Origin of the sequence: Rhizobium acidisoli, from assembly GCF_002531755.2 — a bacterium.
Lineage (GTDB): Bacteria > Pseudomonadota > Alphaproteobacteria > Rhizobiales > Rhizobiaceae > Rhizobium > Rhizobium acidisoli.
On record NZ_CP034998.1, the window covers coordinates 1,344,093 to 1,361,844 of the forward strand.

Sequence of the window (17,752 nt, forward strand, 5' to 3'; positions counted from 1 at the left end):
AAGGCAGTCCACAATGGCTCGCGAATATAAAATCGAAGACTACCGCAATTTCGGTATCATGGCGCATATCGACGCCGGCAAGACCACGACCACCGAGCGTATTCTTTATTACACCGGCAAGTCGCACAAGATCGGCGAAGTCCACGACGGCGCAGCCACCATGGACTGGATGGAGCAGGAGCAGGAGCGTGGCATCACGATCACCTCCGCTGCCACCACGACCTTCTGGAAGGGCCGTGACGGCAAGACGCGCCGCTTCAACATCATCGACACCCCCGGCCACGTCGACTTCACCATCGAAGTCGAGCGTTCGCTGCGCGTTCTCGACGGCGCCATCGCGCTGCTCGACGCCAATGCCGGTGTCGAGCCGCAGACGGAAACCGTCTGGCGCCAGGCCGAGAAGTACAATGTCCCGCGGATGATCTTCTGCAACAAGATGGACAAGACCGGCGCCGACTTCTACCGCTCCGTCGAGATGATCAAGACCCGTCTCGGCGCAACGGCTGTCGTCATGCAGCTGCCGATCGGTGCTGAAACCGAATTCAAGGGCGTCATCGACCTGATCGAGATGAACGCTCTCATCTGGCGCGACGAGTCGCTCGGCGCCCAGTGGGATGTCGTCGAGATCCCCGAGGACATGAAGGCCAAGGCCGAAGAATATCGCGAAAAGCTCATCGAAACGGTCGTCGATATCGACGAAGCTGCGATGGAAGCCTATCTCGAAGGCATTCTGCCCGACAACGATCAGATCCGTGCGCTCGTTCGCCGCGGCACGATCGACGTCAAGTTCCACCCGATGTTCTGCGGCACCGCCTTCAAGAACAAGGGCGTGCAGCCGCTGCTCGACGCCGTCGTCGACTACCTGCCGTCGCCGATGGACATCCCGGCCATCAAGGGCATCGACTTCAAGACCGAAGCCGACATCGAGCGTCATGCCGATGACGCCGAGCCGCTCTCCATGCTCGCCTTCAAGATCATGAACGACCCCTTCGTCGGTTCGCTGACCTTCGCCCGCATCTACTCCGGCAAGCTCGAAAAGGGCGCGTCGGTCATGAACACGGTCAAGGACAAGCGCGAGCGCGTCGGCCGCATGCTGCAGATGCACTCCAACTCGCGTGAAGACATCGAAGAAGCCTTCGCAGGCGACATCGTTGCTCTCGCCGGCCTCAAGGAAACCACGACGGGTGATACGCTCTGCGATCCGCTGAAGCCGGTTATCCTCGAGCGCATGGAATTCCCCGAGCCGGTCATTCAGATCGCTATCGAGCCGAAGACCAAGGGCGACCAGGAAAAGATGGGCCTCGCGCTCAACCGCCTGGCTGCAGAAGATCCGTCCTTCCGCGTCAAGACCGACCAGGAATCCGGCCAGACCATCATTGCCGGCATGGGCGAACTGCATCTCGACATCATCGTCGACCGCATGCGTCGTGAATTCAAGGTTGAAGCAACTGTCGGCGCGCCGCAGGTTGCCTACCGCGAAACCATCACCCGCCAGCACGAAGAAGACTACACGCACAAGAAGCAGTCCGGTGGTACCGGCCAGTTCGCGCGCGTCAAGATCGTCTTCGAACCGAACCCGGAAGGCGACGACTTCAAGTTCGAATCGAAGATCGTCGGCGGTTCCGTTCCGAAGGAATACATCCCCGGCGTCCAGAAGGGCATCGAAAGCGTCCTGTCTTCGGGCCCGCTCGCAGGCTTCCCGATGCTCGGCGTCAAGGCGACCCTCATCGACGGCGCTTTCCATGACGTCGACTCCTCGGTTCTCGCCTTCGAAATCGCATCGCGTGCCTGCTTCCGTGAAGCAGCCAAGAAGGCCGGCGCTCAGCTGCTCGAGCCGATGATGAAGGTCGAAGTCGTCACCCCGGAAGATTATGTCGGCGACGTCATCGGCGACCTGAACTCCCGTCGCGGTCAGATCCAGGGCCAGGAAAGCCGTGGTATCGCCGTCGTCATCAACGCGAACGTTCCGCTCGCGAACATGTTCAAGTACGTCGACAACCTGCGCTCCATGTCCCAGGGCCGCGCTCAGTACACGATGACCTTCGATCACTATTCGCCGGTCCCGTCGAATGTCGCAACTGAAATCCAGGCAAAGTATTCCGGTCAGAAGTGACCGGAATACCTATTGACCGATAACAAGAATTAGATCCCCTCGGGGACTAGCAAAACGGAGAGCCGAAAATGGCAAAGAGTAAGTTTGAGCGCAACAAGCCGCACGTCAACATTGGCACGATCGGCCACGTTGACCACGGCAAGACGTCTCTGACGGCAGCGATCACGAAGTACTTCGGTGAGTTCAAGGCGTACGACCAGATCGACGCTGCTCCGGAAGAAAAGGCCCGCGGCATCACCATTTCGACGGCGCACGTCGAGTATGAGACGCCGGCCCGCCACTACGCCCACGTCGACTGCCCCGGCCACGCCGACTACGTCAAGAACATGATCACCGGTGCTGCCCAGATGGACGGCGCGATTCTGGTGTGCTCGGCCGCTGACGGCCCGATGCCGCAGACGCGCGAACACATCCTGCTCGCCCGCCAGGTCGGCGTTCCGGCGATCGTTGTGTTCCTGAACAAGGTCGACCAGGTTGACGACGCCGAGCTTCTCGAACTGGTCGAGCTCGAAGTTCGCGAACTTCTGTCGTCCTACGACTTCCCGGGCGACGATATCCCGGTCGTCAAGGGTTCGGCGCTTGCTGCTCTTGAAGATTCTGACAAGAAGATCGGCGAAGACGCGATCCGCGAGCTGATGGCTGCGGTTGACGCCTACATCCCGACGCCTGAGCGTCCGATCGACCAGCCGTTCCTGATGCCGATCGAAGACGTGTTCTCGATCTCCGGCCGCGGCACTGTGGTGACCGGCCGCGTCGAGCGTGGCATTGTCAAGGTTGGCGAAGAAGTCGAGATCGTCGGCATCCGCGCGACCTCGAAGACGACGGTGACCGGCGTTGAAATGTTCCGCAAGCTGCTCGATCAGGGCCAGGCTGGCGACAACATCGGCGCGCTGGTTCGCGGTGTGAACCGTGACGGCGTCGAGCGTGGCCAGATCCTGTGCAAGCCGGGCTCTGTCAAGCCGCACAAGAAGTTCATGGCGGAAGCCTACATCCTGACGAAGGAAGAGGGTGGCCGTCATACGCCGTTCTTCACCAACTACCGTCCGCAGTTCTACTTCCGCACGACGGACGTTACCGGCATCGTGACGCTGCCTGAGGGCACCGAGATGGTCATGCCGGGCGACAACGTCACGGTTGCCGTCGAGCTGATCGTTCCGATCGCGATGGAAGAAAAGCTGCGCTTCGCGATCCGCGAAGGCGGCCGCACCGTCGGCGCCGGTATCGTTGCTTCGATCGTCGAGTAATTAGCGGCTGGGCCACCAGGCCCAAGGAAAGGATAGGGACGCCGATCTCGGTGTCCCTCTCGATCTTTGAAACCGGTGGCCCGCTAACGTAACTGAAGGTAAGTCGTGTCCCTGAATGGTGACACGCGGATAACAGACACAAGGATAAAGTCGAATGAACGGCCAGAATATCCGCATCCGCCTGAAGGCGTTCGATCACCGGATTCTCGATGCCTCCACGCGCGAGATCGTATCGACGGCTAAGCGCACCGGTGCAAGCGTCCGGGGCCCCGTTCCGCTTCCGACCCGCATCGAGAAGTTTACGGTCAACCGGTCCCCGCACATCGACAAGAAGAGCCGTGAACAGTTCGAGATGCGCACGCACAAGCGCCTTCTCGATATCGTTGACCCGACCCCGCAGACGGTAGACGCGCTGATGAAGCTCGATCTCGCCGCCGGTGTCGATGTTGAGATCAAGCTCTGAGACCTCGGGTCTTCGGGCTGAGTGAGAAGGATTGAACCGATGCGTTCAGGTGTGATTGCACAGAAGGTGGGAATGACCCGCGTCTATAACGACGCAGGTGAGCATGTCCCGGTAACGGTACTGCGTATGGACGGCTGCCAGGTCGTCGCCACGCGCACTGTCGAAAAGAATGGCTATACCGCAGTTCAGCTCGGTGCCGGCCAGGCGAAGGTGAAGAACACCTCCAAGGCGATGCGCGGCAACTTTGCCGTTGCCAACGTCGAGCCGAAGGCCAAGGTTGCTGAATTCCGCGTGTCGGAAGACCAGCTGCTTGAGATCGGCACGGAGATCAAGGCAGGTCACTTCGCAGCCGGTCAGCTCGTCGACGTGACGGGCACGACGATCGGTAAGGGTTTTGCCGGCGCCATGAAGCGCCACGGTTTCGGCGGTCTTCGCGCCACGCACGGTGTGTCGGTTTCGCACCGCTCGCACGGTTCGACCGGCTCGCGCCAGGATCCGGGCAAGGTTTTCAAGAACAAGAAGATGGCTGGTCACATGGGCCAGACGCGCGTCACGACGCAGAACCTGGAAGTGGTTTCGACCGACGAAGATCGTGGTCTGATCCTGATCAAGGGTGCTGTTCCCGGTTCCAAGGGTGCCTGGATCATCGTGCGCGACGCCGTCAAGTCGGCCGCGAAGTAAGGGAGCCAGATCAATGGAATTCAACGTCAAAACCCTCGAGGGAAAAGACGCCGGGAAGGTTTCCCTTTCGGACGCGATTTTCGGCCTCGAGCCCCGCGAAGACATTCTCGCCCGCGTCATCCGCTGGCAGCTTGCCAAGAAGCAGCAGGGCACCCACAAGGCAAAGGGTCGCGCTGAAGTTTCGCGCACCGGCGCCAAGATGTACAAGCAGAAGGGTACGGGCCGCGCTCGCCACCATTCGGCTCGCGCTCCGCAGTTCCGCGGCGGTGGCAAGGCTCACGGCCCGGTCGTCCGCAGCCACGAGCATGACCTTCCGAAGAAGGTTCGTGCACTCGGCCTGCGCCTCGCTCTTTCGGCCAAGATCAAGGCCGATGACGTCATCGTCATCGACAACCTGGTCGCCGCCGAAGCCAAGACCAAGGCTCTGGCGTCCGTATTCGAGACGCTCGGCCTGACCAACGCCCTCTTCATCGGCGGCGCAGAACTTGACGGCAACTTCAAGCTCGCAGCTCAGAACATCCCGAACATCGATGTTCTGCCGATCCAGGGCATCAACGTTTATGACATCGTGCGCCGCGGCAAGCTCGTGCTTTCCAAGGCTGCGGTTGAAGCGCTAGAGGAGCGATTCAAGTGACCGATCTTCGCCACTACGATGTGATCGTCTCTCCGGCGATCACCGAAAAGTCCACGCTGGTATCCGAAAACAACCAGGTTGTTTTCAATGTCGCCAAGCAGGCGACGAAGCCGGAAATCAAGGCTGCTGTCGAGGCGCTGTTCGGCGTCAAGGTTACGGCCGTCAACACTCTGCTGCGCAAGGGCAAGACCAAGCGGTTCCGCGGTTTCGTCGGCAAGCAGAAGGACGTGAAGAAGGCTGTTGTGACCCTGGCTGAAGGCCAGACGATCGACGTCTCCACCGGTCTCTGAGGTATAAGAAAATGGCATTGAAAACATTCAATCCGATCACCCCGAGCCAGCGCCAGCTGGTCATCGTCGACCGTTCTGCCCTCTACAAGGGCAAGCCGGTCAAGGCGCTGACGGAAGGCCTGACCAAGAGCGGCGGTCGTAACAACCTCGGTCGCATCACCGCCCGCTTCATCGGCGGCGGTCACAAGCGTACCTATCGCCTGATCGACTTCAAGCGTCGCAAGTTCGACGTCGAAGGCACGGTCGAGCGTATCGAATACGATCCGAACCGCACGGCTTTCATCGCGCTGGTCAACTATGCTGACGGCGAAAAGGCTTATATCCTCGCTCCTCAGCGTCTCGCTGCCGGTGACAAGGTCATCGCTTCCGAGAAGGCTGTCGACGTCAAGCCCGGCAATACCATGCCGCTGCAGTTCATCCCGGTCGGCTCCATCATCCACAACGTGGAAATGAAGCCGGGCAAGGGCGGTCAGATCGCTCGTTCCGCCGGTGGCTACGCACAGCTCGTCGGCCGTGACCAGGGCATGGCGATCCTTCGCCTGAACTCGGGTGAACAGCGTCTCGTGCATGGCTCCTGCCTTGCTTCGATCGGCGCCGTCTCCAACCCTGACCACGCCAACATCAACGACGGCAAGGCCGGTCGTACCGTTTGGCGCGGCAAGCGTCCGCATAACCGCGGTGTCGTCATGAACCCGGTCGACCATCCGCACGGCGGTGGTGAAGGCCGCACCTCTGGTGGTCGCCATCCGGTGACACCATGGGGCAAGCCGACCAAGGGCAAGCGCACCCGGTCGAACAAGTCGACCGACAAGATGATCATGCGCTCGCGTCATCAGCGTAAGAAGTAAGAGAGGAAGTCTCCAATGGCTCGTTCAGTATGGAAAGGTCCGTTCGTTGACGGCTATCTTCTCAAGAAGGCTGAGAAGGTTCGTGAAGGCGGACGTGCAGAAGTGATCAAGATCTGGAGCCGTCGCTCCACGATCCTGCCGCAGTTCGTCGGTCTTACCTTCGGCGTCTACAACGGCAGCAAGCATATCCCGGTCAGCGTCAATGAAGACATGGTCGGCCACAAATTCGGTGAATTCTCTCCGACCCGCACCTACTACGGTCACGGCGCGGACAAGAAGGCGAAGAGGAAGTAACAATGGGCAAGGCAAAAGCCGAACGCCGGCTGAAGGACAACGAGGCGCAAGCAGTCGCCCGCACGCTCCGCGTCAGCCCCCAGAAGCTCAATCTGGTTGCTGCGGCTATCCGTGGCAAGAAGGTCGAGCGCGCACTCGCTGAGCTGGAGTTCTCCCGCAAGCGTATCGCAGGTGCCGTCAAGAAGACGCTCGAATCTGCGATCGCCAACGCTGAGAACAACCACGATCTCGACGTCGACGCTCTTGTCGTCGCCGAGGCCTATGTCGGCAAGTCGATCGTCATGAAGCGTTTCCACGCTCGTGGTCGCGGTCGCGCGTCGCGCATCGAAAAGCCTTTCGCGCACCTGACGATCGTCGTTCGTGAAGTGCAGGCAGTTGAGGAGGCCGCATAATGGGTCAGAAAATCAATCCAATCGGTTTCCGTCTTGGCATCAACCGTACCTGGGATAGCCGCTGGTTCGCGGACAATGCCGAGTACGGCCAGCTGCTGCACGAAGACCTGAAGATGCGCAAGTTCGTCATGAGCGAACTGAAGCAGGCCGGGATCTCCAAGGTGGTCATCGAGCGTCCGCACAAGAAGTGCCGCGTCACGATCCACTCGGCACGTCCGGGCCTGATCATCGGCCGCAAGGGCGCCGACATCGACAAGCTCCGCAAGAAGCTGTCGGATATGACCAACTCGGAAACGCACCTCAACATCGTCGAAGTGCGCAAGCCCGAAGTCGACGCAACGCTGGTCGCTCAGTCGATCGCCCAGCAGCTCGAGCGCCGCGTGGCTTTCCGCCGCGCCATGAAGCGCGCGGTTCAGTCCGCGATGCGTCTTGGCGCCGAAGGCATCAAGATCACCTGCGCCGGCCGTCTCGGCGGCGCTGAAATCGCCCGTACGGAATGGTACCGCGAAGGTCGTGTGCCGCTGCACACGCTACGCGCCGACATCGACTACGGCACGGCTGAAGCAGAAACCGCGTTCGGCATCTGCGGCATCAAGGTCTGGATCTTCAAGGGCGAAATCCTTGAGCACGATCCGATGGCTTCCGAGCGCCGTGCGATGGAAGGTGACGCCCAGGGTCCGGCAAGCCGTGATCGTGACCGCGACAGAGACCGTCGCCGCGACAACGCTTGATAGCGCGCGTGGCAGAGAAGTTCGGAGAATAAGAAAATGTTGCAGCCAAAGCGTACCAAGTACCGCAAGCAATTCAAGGGCCGCATCAAGGGCGTCGCCAAGGGCGGTTCTGACCTGGCATTCGGCGAATTCGGCCTGAAGGCTCAGGAACCCAACCGCGTCAACGCGCGCGAGATCGAGGCGGCCCGCCGCGCGATCACGCGTTATATGAAGCGCGCCGGCCGTGTATGGATCCGCGTGTTCCCGGACGTTCCGGTAACCAAAAAGCCGACCGAAGTCCGCATGGGTAAGGGTAAGGGCTCCGTTGAATACTGGGCATGCAAGGTCAAGCCCGGCCGTATGATGTTCGAGATCGACGGTGTCAGCGAAGAAATCGCCCGTGAGGCGCTTCGTCTCGGCTCTGCCAAGCTCTCGGTCAAGACGCGCTTCGTTCAGCGCATTGCAGAGTAAGGGATTGAGCTCATGAAAGCCTCAGATGTTCGCGGGTTCACCGCCGACCAACTCAAGGACGAGCTTGCCAAGCTGAAGAAGGAGCAGTTCAACCTGCGCTTCCAGAAGGCGACCGGCCAGCTCGAAAAGTCCTCGCGCATCAACGAAGTCCGCAAGGACATCGCCCGCGTGAAAACCATTGCCCGCCAGAAGGCGGCAGAAGTTAAGGCCTAAAGGAAGAAAAATATGCCGAAGCGCATCCTGCAGGGCGTCGTCGTTGGCGACAAGAACGAGAAGACGGTAGTGGTTCGCGTCGAGCGTCGTTTCGCTCACCCGCTGCTCCAGAAGACCGTTCGTCGTTCCAAGAAGTACAAGGCCCACGACGAGAACAACCAGTACAAGATTGGCGATACCGTATCCATCGAGGAATGCGCGCCGATCTCCAAGGACAAGCGCTGGACGGTGATTTCCGCCCAGGGCCAGTAAACAGAATTTTGTGCGAGGCCTTGCGTCTCGCCGAAATATCTGTATGAAGCAGCGTCAGAACGCTCGAATGCCGGGCGTTCTTTTGCTTTGAGCGCACGGAAGGTCCTTCGGGAAACCACCCTGGCACGATCGATCCCGCGCTATTCAGCATTGCCGCGTCTGTGCTGCCGTTTCGGCAGTTCGGCCGGCGAAAATTTTCATAAGCCGGAGTAGGGGGCTAGCCCAACCATTCCGGTAAACCAAGAAGGCGACCTGATATGATTCAGATGCAAACAAACCTCGACGTCGCGGATAATTCCGGCGCACGTCGTGTCATGTGCATCAAGGTGCTGGGCGGCTCGAAGCGCAAGTATGCCTCGATCGGCGACGTCATCGTCGTTTCGATCAAGGAAGCGATCCCGCGCGGCCGCGTGAAGAAGGGTGACGTGATGAAGGCGGTTGTCGTTCGCACCGCCAAGGACATCCGTCGTCCGGATGGCTCCGTCATCCGTTTCGACACCAACGCAGCAGTCCTCATCGACAACAAGAAAGAGCCGATCGGCACCCGTATCTTCGGACCGGTTCCGCGCGAACTTCGCGCCAAGAACCACATGAAGATCATCTCGCTGGCTCCCGAAGTACTGTAAGGAGCAAAGGGATGCAGAAGATTCGTAAGGGCGACAAGGTCGTCATGCTCGCTGGCAAGGACAAGGGCCGTACCGGCGAAGTTGTCCAGGTCATGCCGAAGGAAGATCGTGCCGTTGTTCGTGGCGTCAACGTCGTCAAGCGCCACCAGCGCCAGACGCAGACCCAGGAAGCCGGCATCATCAACAAGGAAGCCTCCGTTCACCTGTCGAACGTTGCAATCGTCGACAAGGACGGCAAGCCGACCCGCGTCGGTTTCAAGGTTGTTGACGGCAAAAAGGTCCGTGTGGCCAAGCGTTCTGGAGAAGTGATCGATGGCTGAGGCAAAATACGAGCCGCGGCTCAAGAAGGAATATGTCGAGCGCATCCGCAAGGCGATGCAGGAGCAGTTCTCCTACGCCAACGAGATGATGATCCCGAAGCTCGACAAGATCGTGATCAACATGGGTGTCGGCGAAGCGACCGCTGACTCGAAGAAGCCGACGGTAGCTGCCGCCGACCTCGCAGCGATCGCCGGCCAGAAGCCGGTCATCACCCGCGCCCGCAACTCCATCGCAGGCTTCAAGGTCCGCGAACAGATGCCGATCGGCGCGAAGGTCACCCTGCGCGGCGCCCGCATGTACGAGTTCCTGGATCGCCTGGTCAACATCGCGCTTCCGCGCGTTCGCGACTTCCGCGGCCTGAACCCGAAAAGCTTTGACGGCCGTGGCAACTTCGCCATGGGCATCAAGGAGCACATTGTGTTCCCTGAGATCAACTACGACAAGGTTGATCAGATGTGGGGCATGGACATCATCGTTTGCACGACGGCGACGACCGACGACGAAGCACGGGCTCTTCTGAAAGAGTTCAGCTTCCCGTTCCGTCAATAACCGTAACGACGAGCGTAGAAAAGGAACCTGACATGGCGAAGACAAGCGCAGTTGAAAAGAATAAGCGCCGCCGTACTACGGTCGCCAACCAGGCCGCTAAGCGGGCTGCGTTGAAGGCGATCATCATGAACCAGGCTCTTCCGATCGAAGAGCGGTTCAAGGCCTCGATCAAGCTGGCATCCCTGCCGCGTGATGGATCGAAGACCCGTATTCGCAACCGTTGCGAAGTTTCGGGGCGTCCGCGCGCATATTACCGCAAACTGCGCATGTCGCGTATTGCGCTGCGTGAACTGGGCAATCTCGGCAAGGTGCCGGGCATCGTCAAGTCGAGCTGGTAAGGAGCAGGTTACATGACAATGACTGATCCGTTGGGCGATATGCTCACCCGTATCCGTAACGGCGCTTCCCGCCGCAAGTCGTCGGTTTCGACGCCTGCGTCCAAGCTCCGTGCACGTGTTCTCGATGTCCTGCAGTCCGAAGGCTACATCCGTGGCTATTCCGTTGTCGATTTCGGCAATGGCAAGTCGGAACTCAGCATCGAGCTGAAATATTATGAAGGCGCATCGGTGATCCGTGAGATCGGCCGTGTGTCCAAGCCGGGCCGCCGGGTTTATGTCTCGGTCAAGTCCATTCCGCAGGTCGCGAACGGCCTCGGCATCACCATCCTTTCGACTCCGAAGGGTGTGATGGCCGATCACCAGGCTCGCGAACAGAACGTTGGCGGCGAGGTTCTTTGCTCGGTCTTCTAAGATCGGGCAGGGATCTCCATAGCGAACAGACAGGATTGAAACATGTCTCGTATCGGTAAAAAGCCCGTTCAGGTGCCTGCTGGGATCACGGCTACGGTCGATGGCCAGAAGGTCACTGCAAAGGGCCCGAAGGGCGAGCTGTTTTTCGTTGCTAACGACGAAATCAGCCTCAAGCTCGAAAACAACGCGGTCGTCGTGACGCCCGTGAACCAGACCAAGGATGCACGTTCGAAGTGGGGCATGTCCCGCACGATGATCGAAGGCATCTTCAAGGGCGTCAAGGACGGCTTTGAGCGCAAGCTCGAAATCAACGGCGTCGGTTACCGCGCCTCGCTGCAGGGCAAGAACCTGCAGCTGGCCCTCGGCTTCAGCCACGACGTGATCTATGAGCCGCCGGTCGGCATCACGATCGCCGTTCCGAAGCCGACTGAAATTGTTGTCTCCGGCATCAATAAGCAGCAGGTCGGTCAGGTCGCCGCCGAAATCCGCGAATATCGCGGTCCTGAGCCCTACAAGGGCAAGGGCGTCAAGTACGCTGACGAGCGGATCGTCCGCAAAGAAGGCAAGAAGAAGTAAGGATCACGCGAAATGGCTAGCAGGAAAGAAGCACTTGCACGTCGTGCCAACCGCGTGCGCCGTCATCTCAAGTCGGTGGCCAACGGCCGTCCGCGCCTGTCGGTTCATCGCTCCTCGAAGAACATCTACGCTCAGGTTATCGACGATGTTGCCGGCAAGACACTTGCCGCTGCATCGACCCTCGATAAGGATCTGCGCGGTTCTCTGAAGACCGGTGCTGACACAGCAGCAGCTGCCCTCGTCGGCAAGCTCGTTGCAGAGCGCGCTTCGAAGGCTGGAGTTACCGACGTCGTATTCGACCGTGGCGCCTTCATCTATCATGGCCGCATCAAGGCTCTCGCCGATGCAGCCCGCGAAGGCGGTCTCACCTTCTGATCAGTTTCCGGCCGGACGCTTTGGCGCCGGCCGGATTTTCGCCGGACCGCAGGCACTCTCCGGAAGGGGAGGCTGATGCGGTCCACATGTATTTGCCGATTGCACCCGGAAAAGAAAAAGGAAGAGGACAATGGCACAGGAAAGAAGGCCGCAGCGGGAAGACCGCCAGAGCCGTGAAGAGCGCGATAGCGAATTCGTCGACAAGCTGGTCGCGATCAACCGCGTCGCCAAGGTTGTCAAGGGCGGCCGTCGTTTCGGTTTCGCAGCACTCGTCGTCGTCGGCGACCAGAAGGGCCGCGTTGGCTTCGGCCATGGCAAGGCACGCGAAGTGCCGGAAGCCATCCGCAAGGCAACCGAAGCCGCCAAGCGCGAACTGATCTTCGTACCGCTGCGTGACGGCCGTACGCTGCATCACGACGTTCACGGCCGCCATGGCGCCGGCAAGGTTCTGCTGCGCTCGGCCAAGGTCGGTACCGGCATCATCGCCGGCGGTCCGATGCGCGCCGTATTCGAAACGCTCGGCATGCACGACGTCGTCGCCAAGTCGACTGGTTCGTCGAACCCCTACAACATGGTTCGCGCCACCTTCGACGCTCTGAAGCACCAGGTTCACCCGAAGGACATCGCAGCTCAGCGCGGCATCAAGTATGCAACGCTGCAGGCTCGTCGTAGCGCCTCCGGCAACGCCTCTGAAGAATAAGAGGAGTTTGACAGATGGCCAAGGCTACCAAGAAGGCTGAAGCGAAGACTGTCACGATCGAACAGATCGGCAGCCCGATTCGCCGTCCGGATGTTCAGCAGCGCACGCTGATCGGTCTCGGACTGAACAAGATGCACCGTCGCCGCACGCTGGAGGATACTCCTTCGGTTCGTGGCATGATCCGTGCTGTCCAGCATCTCGTTCGCGTCGTCGACGAGAAGTGAGACGGAGGAAACGCTCATGAAACTCAATGAAATTAAAGACAACGAAGGCTCGACCCACAGCCGCAAGCGCCTCGGCCGCGGTATCGGCTCGGGTTCCGGCAAGACCGGTGGTCGCGGTGTGAAGGGTCAGAAGTCCCGTTCGGGCGTCGCCATCAACGGCTTCGAAGGCGGCCAGATGCCGATCTATCGTCGCCTGCCGAAGCGCGGCTTCAACAACATTTTCGCTTCCGATTTTGTTGTTGTGTCGCTGGCTCGCATCCAAGCGGCGATCGACGCCGGCAAGCTCGATGCCAAGGCGACCGTTGACGCAGCTGCCCTCAAGGCAGCCGGCGTCATCCGCCGCACCAAGGACGGCGTTCGCGTTCTCGCCGACGGCGAGCTGAAGGCCAAGATCACCATCGTCGTTGCCGGCGCCTCCAAGCCTGCCGTCGAGAAAATCGAAAAGGCCGGCGGCACCGTGACGCTGCTTTCGGCTCCGGCTGCAGCCGAATAATAATCTGATGATATATCGCCCGGGGTGCTTCACACCGGGCGATTTTGCTCCCATATGTGGGCCTCACAAAATGTTGGCTGGCGCGCCCGCGTCATGCCGGTAAGACTGAAACAAGGGTGAGGCATGGGGTTGCGCTGCAATCCGTACTGAACCCGGTTTTGAATAATTTTCATACTGATTCCGGGGCCGGCCTATCCCCCAGAGACGCCGGAATTGGTAGCGCGGAGAAACGCATGGCTTCTGCAGCGGAACAATTGGCATCCAACCTCAATTTTTCGACCTTTGCCAAAGCCGAGGATTTGAAGAAGCGCCTGTGGTTCACACTGGCAGCTCTCCTCGTTTACAGGCTCGGTACCCATATTCCGCTTCCGGGCCTCAATCCCGAAGCCTATGCCCAGGCTTTCCGCGGCCAGGCGGGTGGCATTCTCGGCCTTTTCAACATGTTTTCGGGCGGCGCCGTTCAGCGCATGGCGATCTTCGCGCTCGGCATCATGCCCTACATCTCTGCTTCGATCATCGTGCAGCTCATGACATCGGTCGTGCCGGCGCTCGAAAACCTCAAGAAAGAGGGCGAGCAGGGCCGTAAGATCATCAACCAGTATACCCGCTATGGCACGGTCATCCTCGGTGCGCTCCAGGCATACGGCATTGCCGCCGGTCTCGAGAGCGGCCAGGGCCTCGTCGTCGATCCCGGCTTGTTCTTCCGTGTTTCCACCGTTCTGACGCTGCTCGGCGGCACGATGTTCCTGATGTGGCTCGGCGAGCAGATCACGTCGCGCGGCATCGGCAACGGCATCTCGCTGATCATTTTCGCCGGCATCGCCGCCGGTCTTCCGACAGCCCTTGCCGGCACGCTCGAGCTTGGCCGTACGGGCGCCCTGTCGACCTTCCTCATTCTGCTGGTCATCATCGTCGCGATCGGCGTCATCGGGGTCATCGTCTTCGTCGAGCGCGCGCAGCGCCGGCTTTTGATCCAGTATCCGAAGCGCCAGGTCGGCAACCGGATGTTCCAGGGCGATACCTCGCATCTGCCGCTGAAGCTCAACACCTCGGGCGTCATCCCGGCGATCTTCGCCTCGTCGCTGCTGCTGCTGCCGGCAACGCTTGCAGGCTTTGCAAACAGCACGGCAATGCCCTCCTGGGCAACGTCGATCGTAGCGGCCCTCGGCCATGGCCAGCCGCTCTACATGGTGCTCTATGCGGCGCTGATCGCCTTCTTCGCCTTCTTCTATACCGCCATCGTCTTCAATCCGAAGGACACGGCCGACAATCTGAAGAAGCATGGCGGCTTCATTCCCGGCATCCGCCCGGGCGAGCGCACCGCCGAATATATCGACTACGTGCTGACCCGAATCACGGTGATCGGCGCAATCTATCTCGTCTTCGTCTGCATCCTTCCGGAGATCTTGGTGTCGCAAACCGGCATCCCATTATCCCTTGGTGGGACTTCGCTTTTGATCGTGGTTAGCGTAACTCTTGATACGGTTGCACAGATCCAGGGTCACCTGATCGCGCAGCAATACGAAGGCCTGATCAAGAAATCGAAGTTGCGTGGAGGAAAGAGGGGGCGATGAGACTTATCCTTTTAGGGCCGCCGGGCGCGGGTAAGGGAACCCAGGCCCAGCGGATCGTGGAAAAGCACGGCATTCCGCAGCTTTCCACGGGGGACATGCTGCGCGCAGCGGTTAACGCCGGCACGGATGTCGGCAAGCGCGCCAAGGCGGTGATGGATGCCGGCAAACTTGTCTCGGATGAGATTGTTATCGCCATCGTCTCCGAGCGAATCGATCAACCAGATTGCGCCAACGGCTTCATTCTCGACGGTTTCCCGAGGACGCTTGTCCAGGCGGATGCCACCGAAGCGATGCTGCGGGCGAAGGGCCTCGGCCTCTCCGTCGTCATCGAATTCCGTGTCGACGATGACGAACTGGTCCGCCGTGTCGCCGGCCGCTACTCCTGCGCACAGTGCGGCAGTGTCTATCACGATACCGATAAGGTTCCGGCTGCCGAAGGCGTCTGCGACAAGTGCGGTTCCACGCACTTCAAGCGCCGTCCCGACGACAATCCGGAGACCATGACGGCTCGGCTGCAGGTCTATTACAAGGAAACCTCGCCGCTGATCGGCTATTACCATGCCAAGGGCAAACTCAGGTCCGTGGACGGCATGGCGGAAATCGATCAGGTGACGGCCGAGGTCGAAAACATTCTTTCCAAGCTTTAAGGCTTTGAAAATAAACTTGGCGGAACGGTTGCTTTTCAGCAGTGATTCCGCTAAACACCGCGCCAACTCGCGACATTCCATGCGATCGGCGCGGATTTCCCAGGGAAGTCCGGGTGCGGTCGTTTTGACATGTTACGGACGTAAATCTGAACGAGCGGTTCCAAAGGCCGCATAACGAAGCCCACTTGCCGGATGGCAACTGGAATGCAAGGAGAACAGGCGTGGCACGTATCGCTGGCGTCAACATCCCGACTGCGAAGCGCGTTGTTATCGCGTTGACCTACATTCACGGGATCGGTCCGAAATTCGCACAGGAAATCGTCGAGAAGGTCGGTATCCCGGCTGAACGTCGTGTGCATCAGCTGACGGACGCCGAAGTCCTTCAGATCCGCGAAGCCATCGACCGCGACTATCAGGTCGAAGGCGATCTTCGTCGCGATACCGCGATGAACATCAAGCGCCTGATGGACCTCGGCTGCTACCGCGGCCTGCGTCATCGCCGCGGCCTTCCGGTCCGCGGTCAGCGCACGCACACCAATGCCCGCACCCGCAAGGGCCCGGCAAAGGCAATCGCTGGCAAGAAGAAGTAATTTCCGGGAAACCGGGGTGGGGAGGCTGGCGGTCTGCGCCGGCCTCTTTTGAGTTTGGAGCGGGACCATATAGGCGCCGTTCCGGTGTAGCCGCTGGCATTACGGCGGTGAAGAGATCAACGAAAGGAATACCATGGCTAAGGAAGCCGTCCGCGTTCGCCGTCGTGAACGCAAGAACATCTCGTCGGGTGTCGCTCACGTCAACTCGACCTTCAACAACACGATGATCACCATCACCGATGCCCAGGGCAACGCGATCGCTTGGTCGTCGGCTGGCGCCAAGGGCTTCAAGGGCTCGCGCAAGTCGACCCCGTTCGCTGCCCAGATTGCTGCTGAAGACTGCGCCAAGAAGGCTCAGGAGCACGGCATGAAGTCGCTGGAAGTCGAAGTCTGCGGTCCGGGTTCGGGTCGTGAATCGGCTCTGCGCGCGCTCCAGGCTGCAGGTTTCATGATCACGTCCATCCGCGACGTGACCCCGATCCCGCACAATGGCTGCCGTCCGCGCAAGAAGCGCCGCGTCTGATCATCGCTCTCGTCACTGGTGAGCGCCTTGGCGCTCCCGGTGGTTTTCAAGCTCGGTTGCCACGATTGGATGGTGGCAACGAACGGAAGGCAAACTCATGATTCAGAAGAACTGGCAGGAACTGATCAAGCCGAACAAGGTGGAGTTCTCCTCGAGCTCGCGCACCAGGGCGACGCTTGTTGCCGAACCGCTGGAGCGCGGCTTCGGACTCACCCTCGGCAATGCGCTTCGCCGCGTTCTGCTCTCCTCGCTGCGCGGCGCTGCCGTCACGGCGGTGCAGATCGATGGTGTGCTGCATGAATTCTCCTCGATTCCGGGCGTCCGCGAAGACGTCACGGACATCGTGCTCAACATCAAGGAAATCGCCATCAAGATGGATGGCGACGACGCAAAGCGCATGGTCGTGCGCAAGCAGGGCCCGGGCGTTGTCACGGCTGGCGACATCCAGACGGTCGGCGATATCGAAATCCTCAACCCCGAGCATGTCATCTGCACGCTCGACGAGGGCGCCGAAATCCGCATGGAGTTCACCGTCAACAACGGCAAGGGCTACGTTCCGGCTGAGCGCAATCGTGCGGAAGATGCTCCGATCGGTCTCATCCCGGTCGACAGCCTCTATTCGCCGGTCAAGAAGGTGTCCTACAAGGTTGAAAATACCCGCGAAGGACAGGTTCTCGACTACGACAAGCTGAACATGACCATCGAAACCGATGGCTCGATCACCGGCGAAGACGCCGTCGCTTTTGCGGCGCGCATTCTCCAGGATCAGCTTGGCGTCTTCGTCAACTTCGACGAGCCGCAGAAGGAAACCGAAGAGGAAGCAGTCACCGAACTGGCTTTCAACCCGGCTCTCCTGAAGAAGGTGGACGAACTCGAACTGTCGGTCCGTTCGGCAAACTGCCTGAAGAACGACAACATCGTCTACATCGGCGACCTCATTCAGAAGACCGAAGCAGAAATGCTCCGCACACCGAATTTTGGTCGCAAGTCGCTGAACGAAATCAAGGAAGTTCTCGCTTCCATGGGCCTGCACCTCGGCATGGAAGTGCCGGCATGGCCGCCCGAGAACATCGAAGATCTCGCCAAGCGTTACGAAGACCAATATTGAGCGGCGTGAGGAAAAGTGTGGAGCGGTTTTCCGCCCGCACGCCGATCGCAAGAACATAACAAAAGGCAGGCTCTTTCGGCTGCCTTTCCCCG

At 59.9% G+C, this 17,752-nt stretch carries 28 protein-coding genes; all 28 read left to right on the forward strand.

Going from position 1 to position 17,752, the window contains the following annotated elements:
* Positions 1-13: 13 nt before the first annotated feature.
* The 28 genes from fusA to CO657_RS06825 all read left to right on the forward strand — a co-directional run bounded on the left by fusA (position 14) and on the right by CO657_RS06825 (position 17,660).
* A complete protein-coding gene (gene fusA, locus CO657_RS06690; protein ID WP_003587199.1) occupies positions 14-2,113 on the forward strand; it encodes an elongation factor G in 2,100 nt (699 codons plus the stop codon).
* 68 nt (positions 2,114-2,181) lie between these two features.
* The gene (gene tuf / locus CO657_RS06695; protein WP_003573803.1) at positions 2,182-3,357 is read left to right on the forward strand and encodes an elongation factor Tu; all 1,176 of its coding nucleotides are present in this window, start codon (positions 2,182-2,184) and stop codon (positions 3,355-3,357) included.
* A gap of 154 nt (positions 3,358-3,511) precedes the next feature.
* Positions 3,512-3,820, forward strand: coding sequence for a 30S ribosomal protein S10 (gene rpsJ, locus CO657_RS06700; protein ID WP_003547547.1), 309 nt, complete (start codon positions 3,512-3,514; stop codon positions 3,818-3,820).
* 39 nt (positions 3,821-3,859) lie between these two features.
* Complete coding sequence (gene rplC, locus CO657_RS06705; protein WP_003587198.1) at positions 3,860-4,501, forward strand: 50S ribosomal protein L3; 642 nt, start codon at positions 3,860-3,862, stop codon at positions 4,499-4,501.
* 13 nt (positions 4,502-4,514) lie between these two features.
* Positions 4,515-5,135 (forward strand): 50S ribosomal protein L4, encoded by a 621-nt coding sequence (gene rplD / locus CO657_RS06710; RefSeq protein ID WP_003587197.1) that lies wholly within the window; start codon positions 4,515-4,517, stop codon positions 5,133-5,135.
* The gene (locus CO657_RS06715; RefSeq protein ID WP_003547550.1) at positions 5,132-5,425 is read left to right on the forward strand and encodes a 50S ribosomal protein L23; all 294 of its coding nucleotides are present in this window, start codon (positions 5,132-5,134) and stop codon (positions 5,423-5,425) included. The genes rplD and CO657_RS06715 overlap by 4 nt, the downstream gene beginning before the upstream one ends.
* A gap of 11 nt (positions 5,426-5,436) precedes the next feature.
* On the forward strand, positions 5,437-6,273 hold the full coding sequence (rplB, locus tag CO657_RS06720) for a 50S ribosomal protein L2 (protein ID WP_003547551.1): 837 nt from the start codon (positions 5,437-5,439) through the stop codon (positions 6,271-6,273).
* Positions 6,274-6,288: 15 nt separating this feature from the next.
* The gene (gene rpsS / locus CO657_RS06725) at positions 6,289-6,567 is read left to right on the forward strand and encodes a 30S ribosomal protein S19 (RefSeq protein WP_003573797.1); all 279 of its coding nucleotides are present in this window, start codon (positions 6,289-6,291) and stop codon (positions 6,565-6,567) included.
* 2 nt (positions 6,568-6,569) lie between these two features.
* A complete protein-coding gene (rplV, locus tag CO657_RS06730) occupies positions 6,570-6,959 on the forward strand; it encodes a 50S ribosomal protein L22 (RefSeq protein ID WP_003573794.1) in 390 nt (129 codons plus the stop codon).
* Positions 6,959-7,690, forward strand: coding sequence for a 30S ribosomal protein S3 (gene rpsC / locus CO657_RS06735; RefSeq protein WP_003587196.1), 732 nt, complete (start codon positions 6,959-6,961; stop codon positions 7,688-7,690). The genes rplV and rpsC overlap by 1 nt, the downstream gene beginning before the upstream one ends.
* A gap of 36 nt (positions 7,691-7,726) precedes the next feature.
* Positions 7,727-8,140, forward strand: a complete 414-nt coding sequence (gene rplP / locus CO657_RS06740) for a 50S ribosomal protein L16 (RefSeq protein WP_003547555.1) — start codon at positions 7,727-7,729, stop codon at positions 8,138-8,140.
* Positions 8,141-8,152: 12 nt separating this feature from the next.
* Positions 8,153-8,353: a 50S ribosomal protein L29 gene (rpmC, locus tag CO657_RS06745; protein ID WP_003547556.1), complete on the forward strand. Its 201-nt coding sequence runs from the start codon at positions 8,153-8,155 to the stop codon at positions 8,351-8,353.
* Between the two features lie 12 nt (positions 8,354-8,365).
* Positions 8,366-8,605, forward strand: coding sequence for a 30S ribosomal protein S17 (rpsQ, locus tag CO657_RS06750; RefSeq protein WP_003573791.1), 240 nt, complete (start codon positions 8,366-8,368; stop codon positions 8,603-8,605).
* 257 nt (positions 8,606-8,862) lie between these two features.
* Positions 8,863-9,231, forward strand: a complete 369-nt coding sequence (gene rplN / locus CO657_RS06755) for a 50S ribosomal protein L14 (RefSeq protein ID WP_003573790.1) — start codon at positions 8,863-8,865, stop codon at positions 9,229-9,231.
* Between the two features lie 11 nt (positions 9,232-9,242).
* Positions 9,243-9,551 carry a 50S ribosomal protein L24 gene (gene rplX, locus CO657_RS06760; protein WP_003587195.1) on the forward strand — a complete coding sequence of 103 codons (309 nt, stop codon included), beginning with the start codon at positions 9,243-9,245 and terminating at the stop codon, positions 9,549-9,551.
* Positions 9,544-10,101 (forward strand): 50S ribosomal protein L5, encoded by a 558-nt coding sequence (gene rplE, locus CO657_RS06765; protein WP_003573788.1) that lies wholly within the window; start codon positions 9,544-9,546, stop codon positions 10,099-10,101. The genes rplX and rplE overlap by 8 nt, the downstream gene beginning before the upstream one ends.
* A 32-nt stretch (positions 10,102-10,133) precedes the next feature.
* Positions 10,134-10,439 carry a 30S ribosomal protein S14 gene (rpsN, locus tag CO657_RS06770; protein WP_003573787.1) on the forward strand — a complete coding sequence of 102 codons (306 nt, stop codon included), beginning with the start codon at positions 10,134-10,136 and terminating at the stop codon, positions 10,437-10,439.
* A gap of 12 nt (positions 10,440-10,451) precedes the next feature.
* Positions 10,452-10,850, forward strand: a complete 399-nt coding sequence (rpsH, locus tag CO657_RS06775) for a 30S ribosomal protein S8 (protein ID WP_003547562.1) — start codon at positions 10,452-10,454, stop codon at positions 10,848-10,850.
* A gap of 42 nt (positions 10,851-10,892) precedes the next feature.
* Positions 10,893-11,426 carry a 50S ribosomal protein L6 gene (rplF, locus tag CO657_RS06780; protein ID WP_003578670.1) on the forward strand — a complete coding sequence of 178 codons (534 nt, stop codon included), beginning with the start codon at positions 10,893-10,895 and terminating at the stop codon, positions 11,424-11,426.
* Between the two features lie 12 nt (positions 11,427-11,438).
* Positions 11,439-11,801, forward strand: coding sequence for a 50S ribosomal protein L18 (gene rplR / locus CO657_RS06785; protein WP_003578671.1), 363 nt, complete (start codon positions 11,439-11,441; stop codon positions 11,799-11,801).
* A gap of 130 nt (positions 11,802-11,931) precedes the next feature.
* The gene (gene rpsE / locus CO657_RS06790; protein ID WP_003573784.1) at positions 11,932-12,501 is read left to right on the forward strand and encodes a 30S ribosomal protein S5; all 570 of its coding nucleotides are present in this window, start codon (positions 11,932-11,934) and stop codon (positions 12,499-12,501) included.
* Positions 12,502-12,515: 14 nt separating this feature from the next.
* Complete coding sequence (rpmD, locus tag CO657_RS06795; protein WP_003547566.1) at positions 12,516-12,725, forward strand: 50S ribosomal protein L30; 210 nt, start codon at positions 12,516-12,518, stop codon at positions 12,723-12,725.
* A 16-nt stretch (positions 12,726-12,741) separates the two neighbouring features.
* On the forward strand, positions 12,742-13,218 hold the full coding sequence (gene rplO / locus CO657_RS06800; RefSeq protein ID WP_012557366.1) for a 50S ribosomal protein L15: 477 nt from the start codon (positions 12,742-12,744) through the stop codon (positions 13,216-13,218).
* A gap of 233 nt (positions 13,219-13,451) precedes the next feature.
* A complete protein-coding gene (gene secY, locus CO657_RS06805) occupies positions 13,452-14,792 on the forward strand; it encodes a preprotein translocase subunit SecY (protein ID WP_054185902.1) in 1,341 nt (446 codons plus the stop codon).
* Positions 14,789-15,439, forward strand: a complete 651-nt coding sequence (locus CO657_RS06810; RefSeq protein WP_003587191.1) for an adenylate kinase — start codon at positions 14,789-14,791, stop codon at positions 15,437-15,439. The genes secY and CO657_RS06810 overlap by 4 nt, the downstream gene beginning before the upstream one ends.
* Positions 15,440-15,660: 221 nt before the next feature.
* Positions 15,661-16,029, forward strand: a complete 369-nt coding sequence (gene rpsM, locus CO657_RS06815; protein WP_003573772.1) for a 30S ribosomal protein S13 — start codon at positions 15,661-15,663, stop codon at positions 16,027-16,029.
* Positions 16,030-16,162: 133 nt separating this feature from the next.
* A complete protein-coding gene (gene rpsK / locus CO657_RS06820) occupies positions 16,163-16,552 on the forward strand; it encodes a 30S ribosomal protein S11 (protein WP_003547577.1) in 390 nt (129 codons plus the stop codon).
* A 97-nt stretch (positions 16,553-16,649) separates the two neighbouring features.
* Complete coding sequence (locus CO657_RS06825) at positions 16,650-17,660, forward strand: DNA-directed RNA polymerase subunit alpha (RefSeq protein WP_003547579.1); 1,011 nt, start codon at positions 16,650-16,652, stop codon at positions 17,658-17,660.
* Positions 17,661-17,752 lie beyond the last annotated feature (92 nt).

Bases quoted from the DNA above. Each gene is read 5' to 3' on its own strand.
- rpsQ (WP_003573791.1), top strand. From the start codon at position 8,366: ATGCCGAAGCGCATCCTGCAGGGCGTCGTCGTTGGCGACAAGAACGAG.
- fusA (WP_003587199.1), top strand. From the start codon at position 14: ATGGCTCGCGAATATAAAATCGAAGACTACCGCAATTTCGGTATCATG.
- rpsH (WP_003547562.1), top strand. From the start codon at position 10,452: ATGACAATGACTGATCCGTTGGGCGATATGCTCACCCGTATCCGTAAC.
- rplE (WP_003573788.1), top strand. From the start codon at position 9,544: ATGGCTGAGGCAAAATACGAGCCGCGGCTCAAGAAGGAATATGTCGAG.
- CO657_RS06810 (WP_003587191.1), top strand. From the start codon at position 14,789: ATGAGACTTATCCTTTTAGGGCCGCCGGGCGCGGGTAAGGGAACCCAG.
- rplV (WP_003573794.1), top strand. From the start codon at position 6,570: ATGGGCAAGGCAAAAGCCGAACGCCGGCTGAAGGACAACGAGGCGCAA.
- rpsC (WP_003587196.1), top strand. From the start codon at position 6,959: ATGGGTCAGAAAATCAATCCAATCGGTTTCCGTCTTGGCATCAACCGT.
- rpmC (WP_003547556.1), top strand. From the start codon at position 8,153: ATGAAAGCCTCAGATGTTCGCGGGTTCACCGCCGACCAACTCAAGGAC.
- secY (WP_054185902.1), top strand. From the start codon at position 13,452: ATGGCTTCTGCAGCGGAACAATTGGCATCCAACCTCAATTTTTCGACC.
- rplD (WP_003587197.1), top strand. From the start codon at position 4,515: ATGGAATTCAACGTCAAAACCCTCGAGGGAAAAGACGCCGGGAAGGTT.
- rpmD (WP_003547566.1), top strand. From the start codon at position 12,516: ATGGCCAAGGCTACCAAGAAGGCTGAAGCGAAGACTGTCACGATCGAA.
- rpsN (WP_003573787.1), top strand. From the start codon at position 10,134: ATGGCGAAGACAAGCGCAGTTGAAAAGAATAAGCGCCGCCGTACTACG.
- rplN (WP_003573790.1), top strand. From the start codon at position 8,863: ATGATTCAGATGCAAACAAACCTCGACGTCGCGGATAATTCCGGCGCA.
- rplB (WP_003547551.1), top strand. From the start codon at position 5,437: ATGGCATTGAAAACATTCAATCCGATCACCCCGAGCCAGCGCCAGCTG.
- rpsK (WP_003547577.1), top strand. From the start codon at position 16,163: ATGGCTAAGGAAGCCGTCCGCGTTCGCCGTCGTGAACGCAAGAACATC.
- rpsS (WP_003573797.1), top strand. From the start codon at position 6,289: ATGGCTCGTTCAGTATGGAAAGGTCCGTTCGTTGACGGCTATCTTCTC.
- rpsJ (WP_003547547.1), top strand. From the start codon at position 3,512: ATGAACGGCCAGAATATCCGCATCCGCCTGAAGGCGTTCGATCACCGG.
- rplC (WP_003587198.1), top strand. From the start codon at position 3,860: ATGCGTTCAGGTGTGATTGCACAGAAGGTGGGAATGACCCGCGTCTAT.
- tuf (WP_003573803.1), top strand. From the start codon at position 2,182: ATGGCAAAGAGTAAGTTTGAGCGCAACAAGCCGCACGTCAACATTGGC.
- rplP (WP_003547555.1), top strand. From the start codon at position 7,727: ATGTTGCAGCCAAAGCGTACCAAGTACCGCAAGCAATTCAAGGGCCGC.
- rplO (WP_012557366.1), top strand. From the start codon at position 12,742: ATGAAACTCAATGAAATTAAAGACAACGAAGGCTCGACCCACAGCCGC.
- CO657_RS06825 (WP_003547579.1), top strand. From the start codon at position 16,650: ATGATTCAGAAGAACTGGCAGGAACTGATCAAGCCGAACAAGGTGGAG.
- rplF (WP_003578670.1), top strand. From the start codon at position 10,893: ATGTCTCGTATCGGTAAAAAGCCCGTTCAGGTGCCTGCTGGGATCACG.
- rplX (WP_003587195.1), top strand. From the start codon at position 9,243: ATGCAGAAGATTCGTAAGGGCGACAAGGTCGTCATGCTCGCTGGCAAG.
- rpsE (WP_003573784.1), top strand. From the start codon at position 11,932: ATGGCACAGGAAAGAAGGCCGCAGCGGGAAGACCGCCAGAGCCGTGAA.
- rplR (WP_003578671.1), top strand. From the start codon at position 11,439: ATGGCTAGCAGGAAAGAAGCACTTGCACGTCGTGCCAACCGCGTGCGC.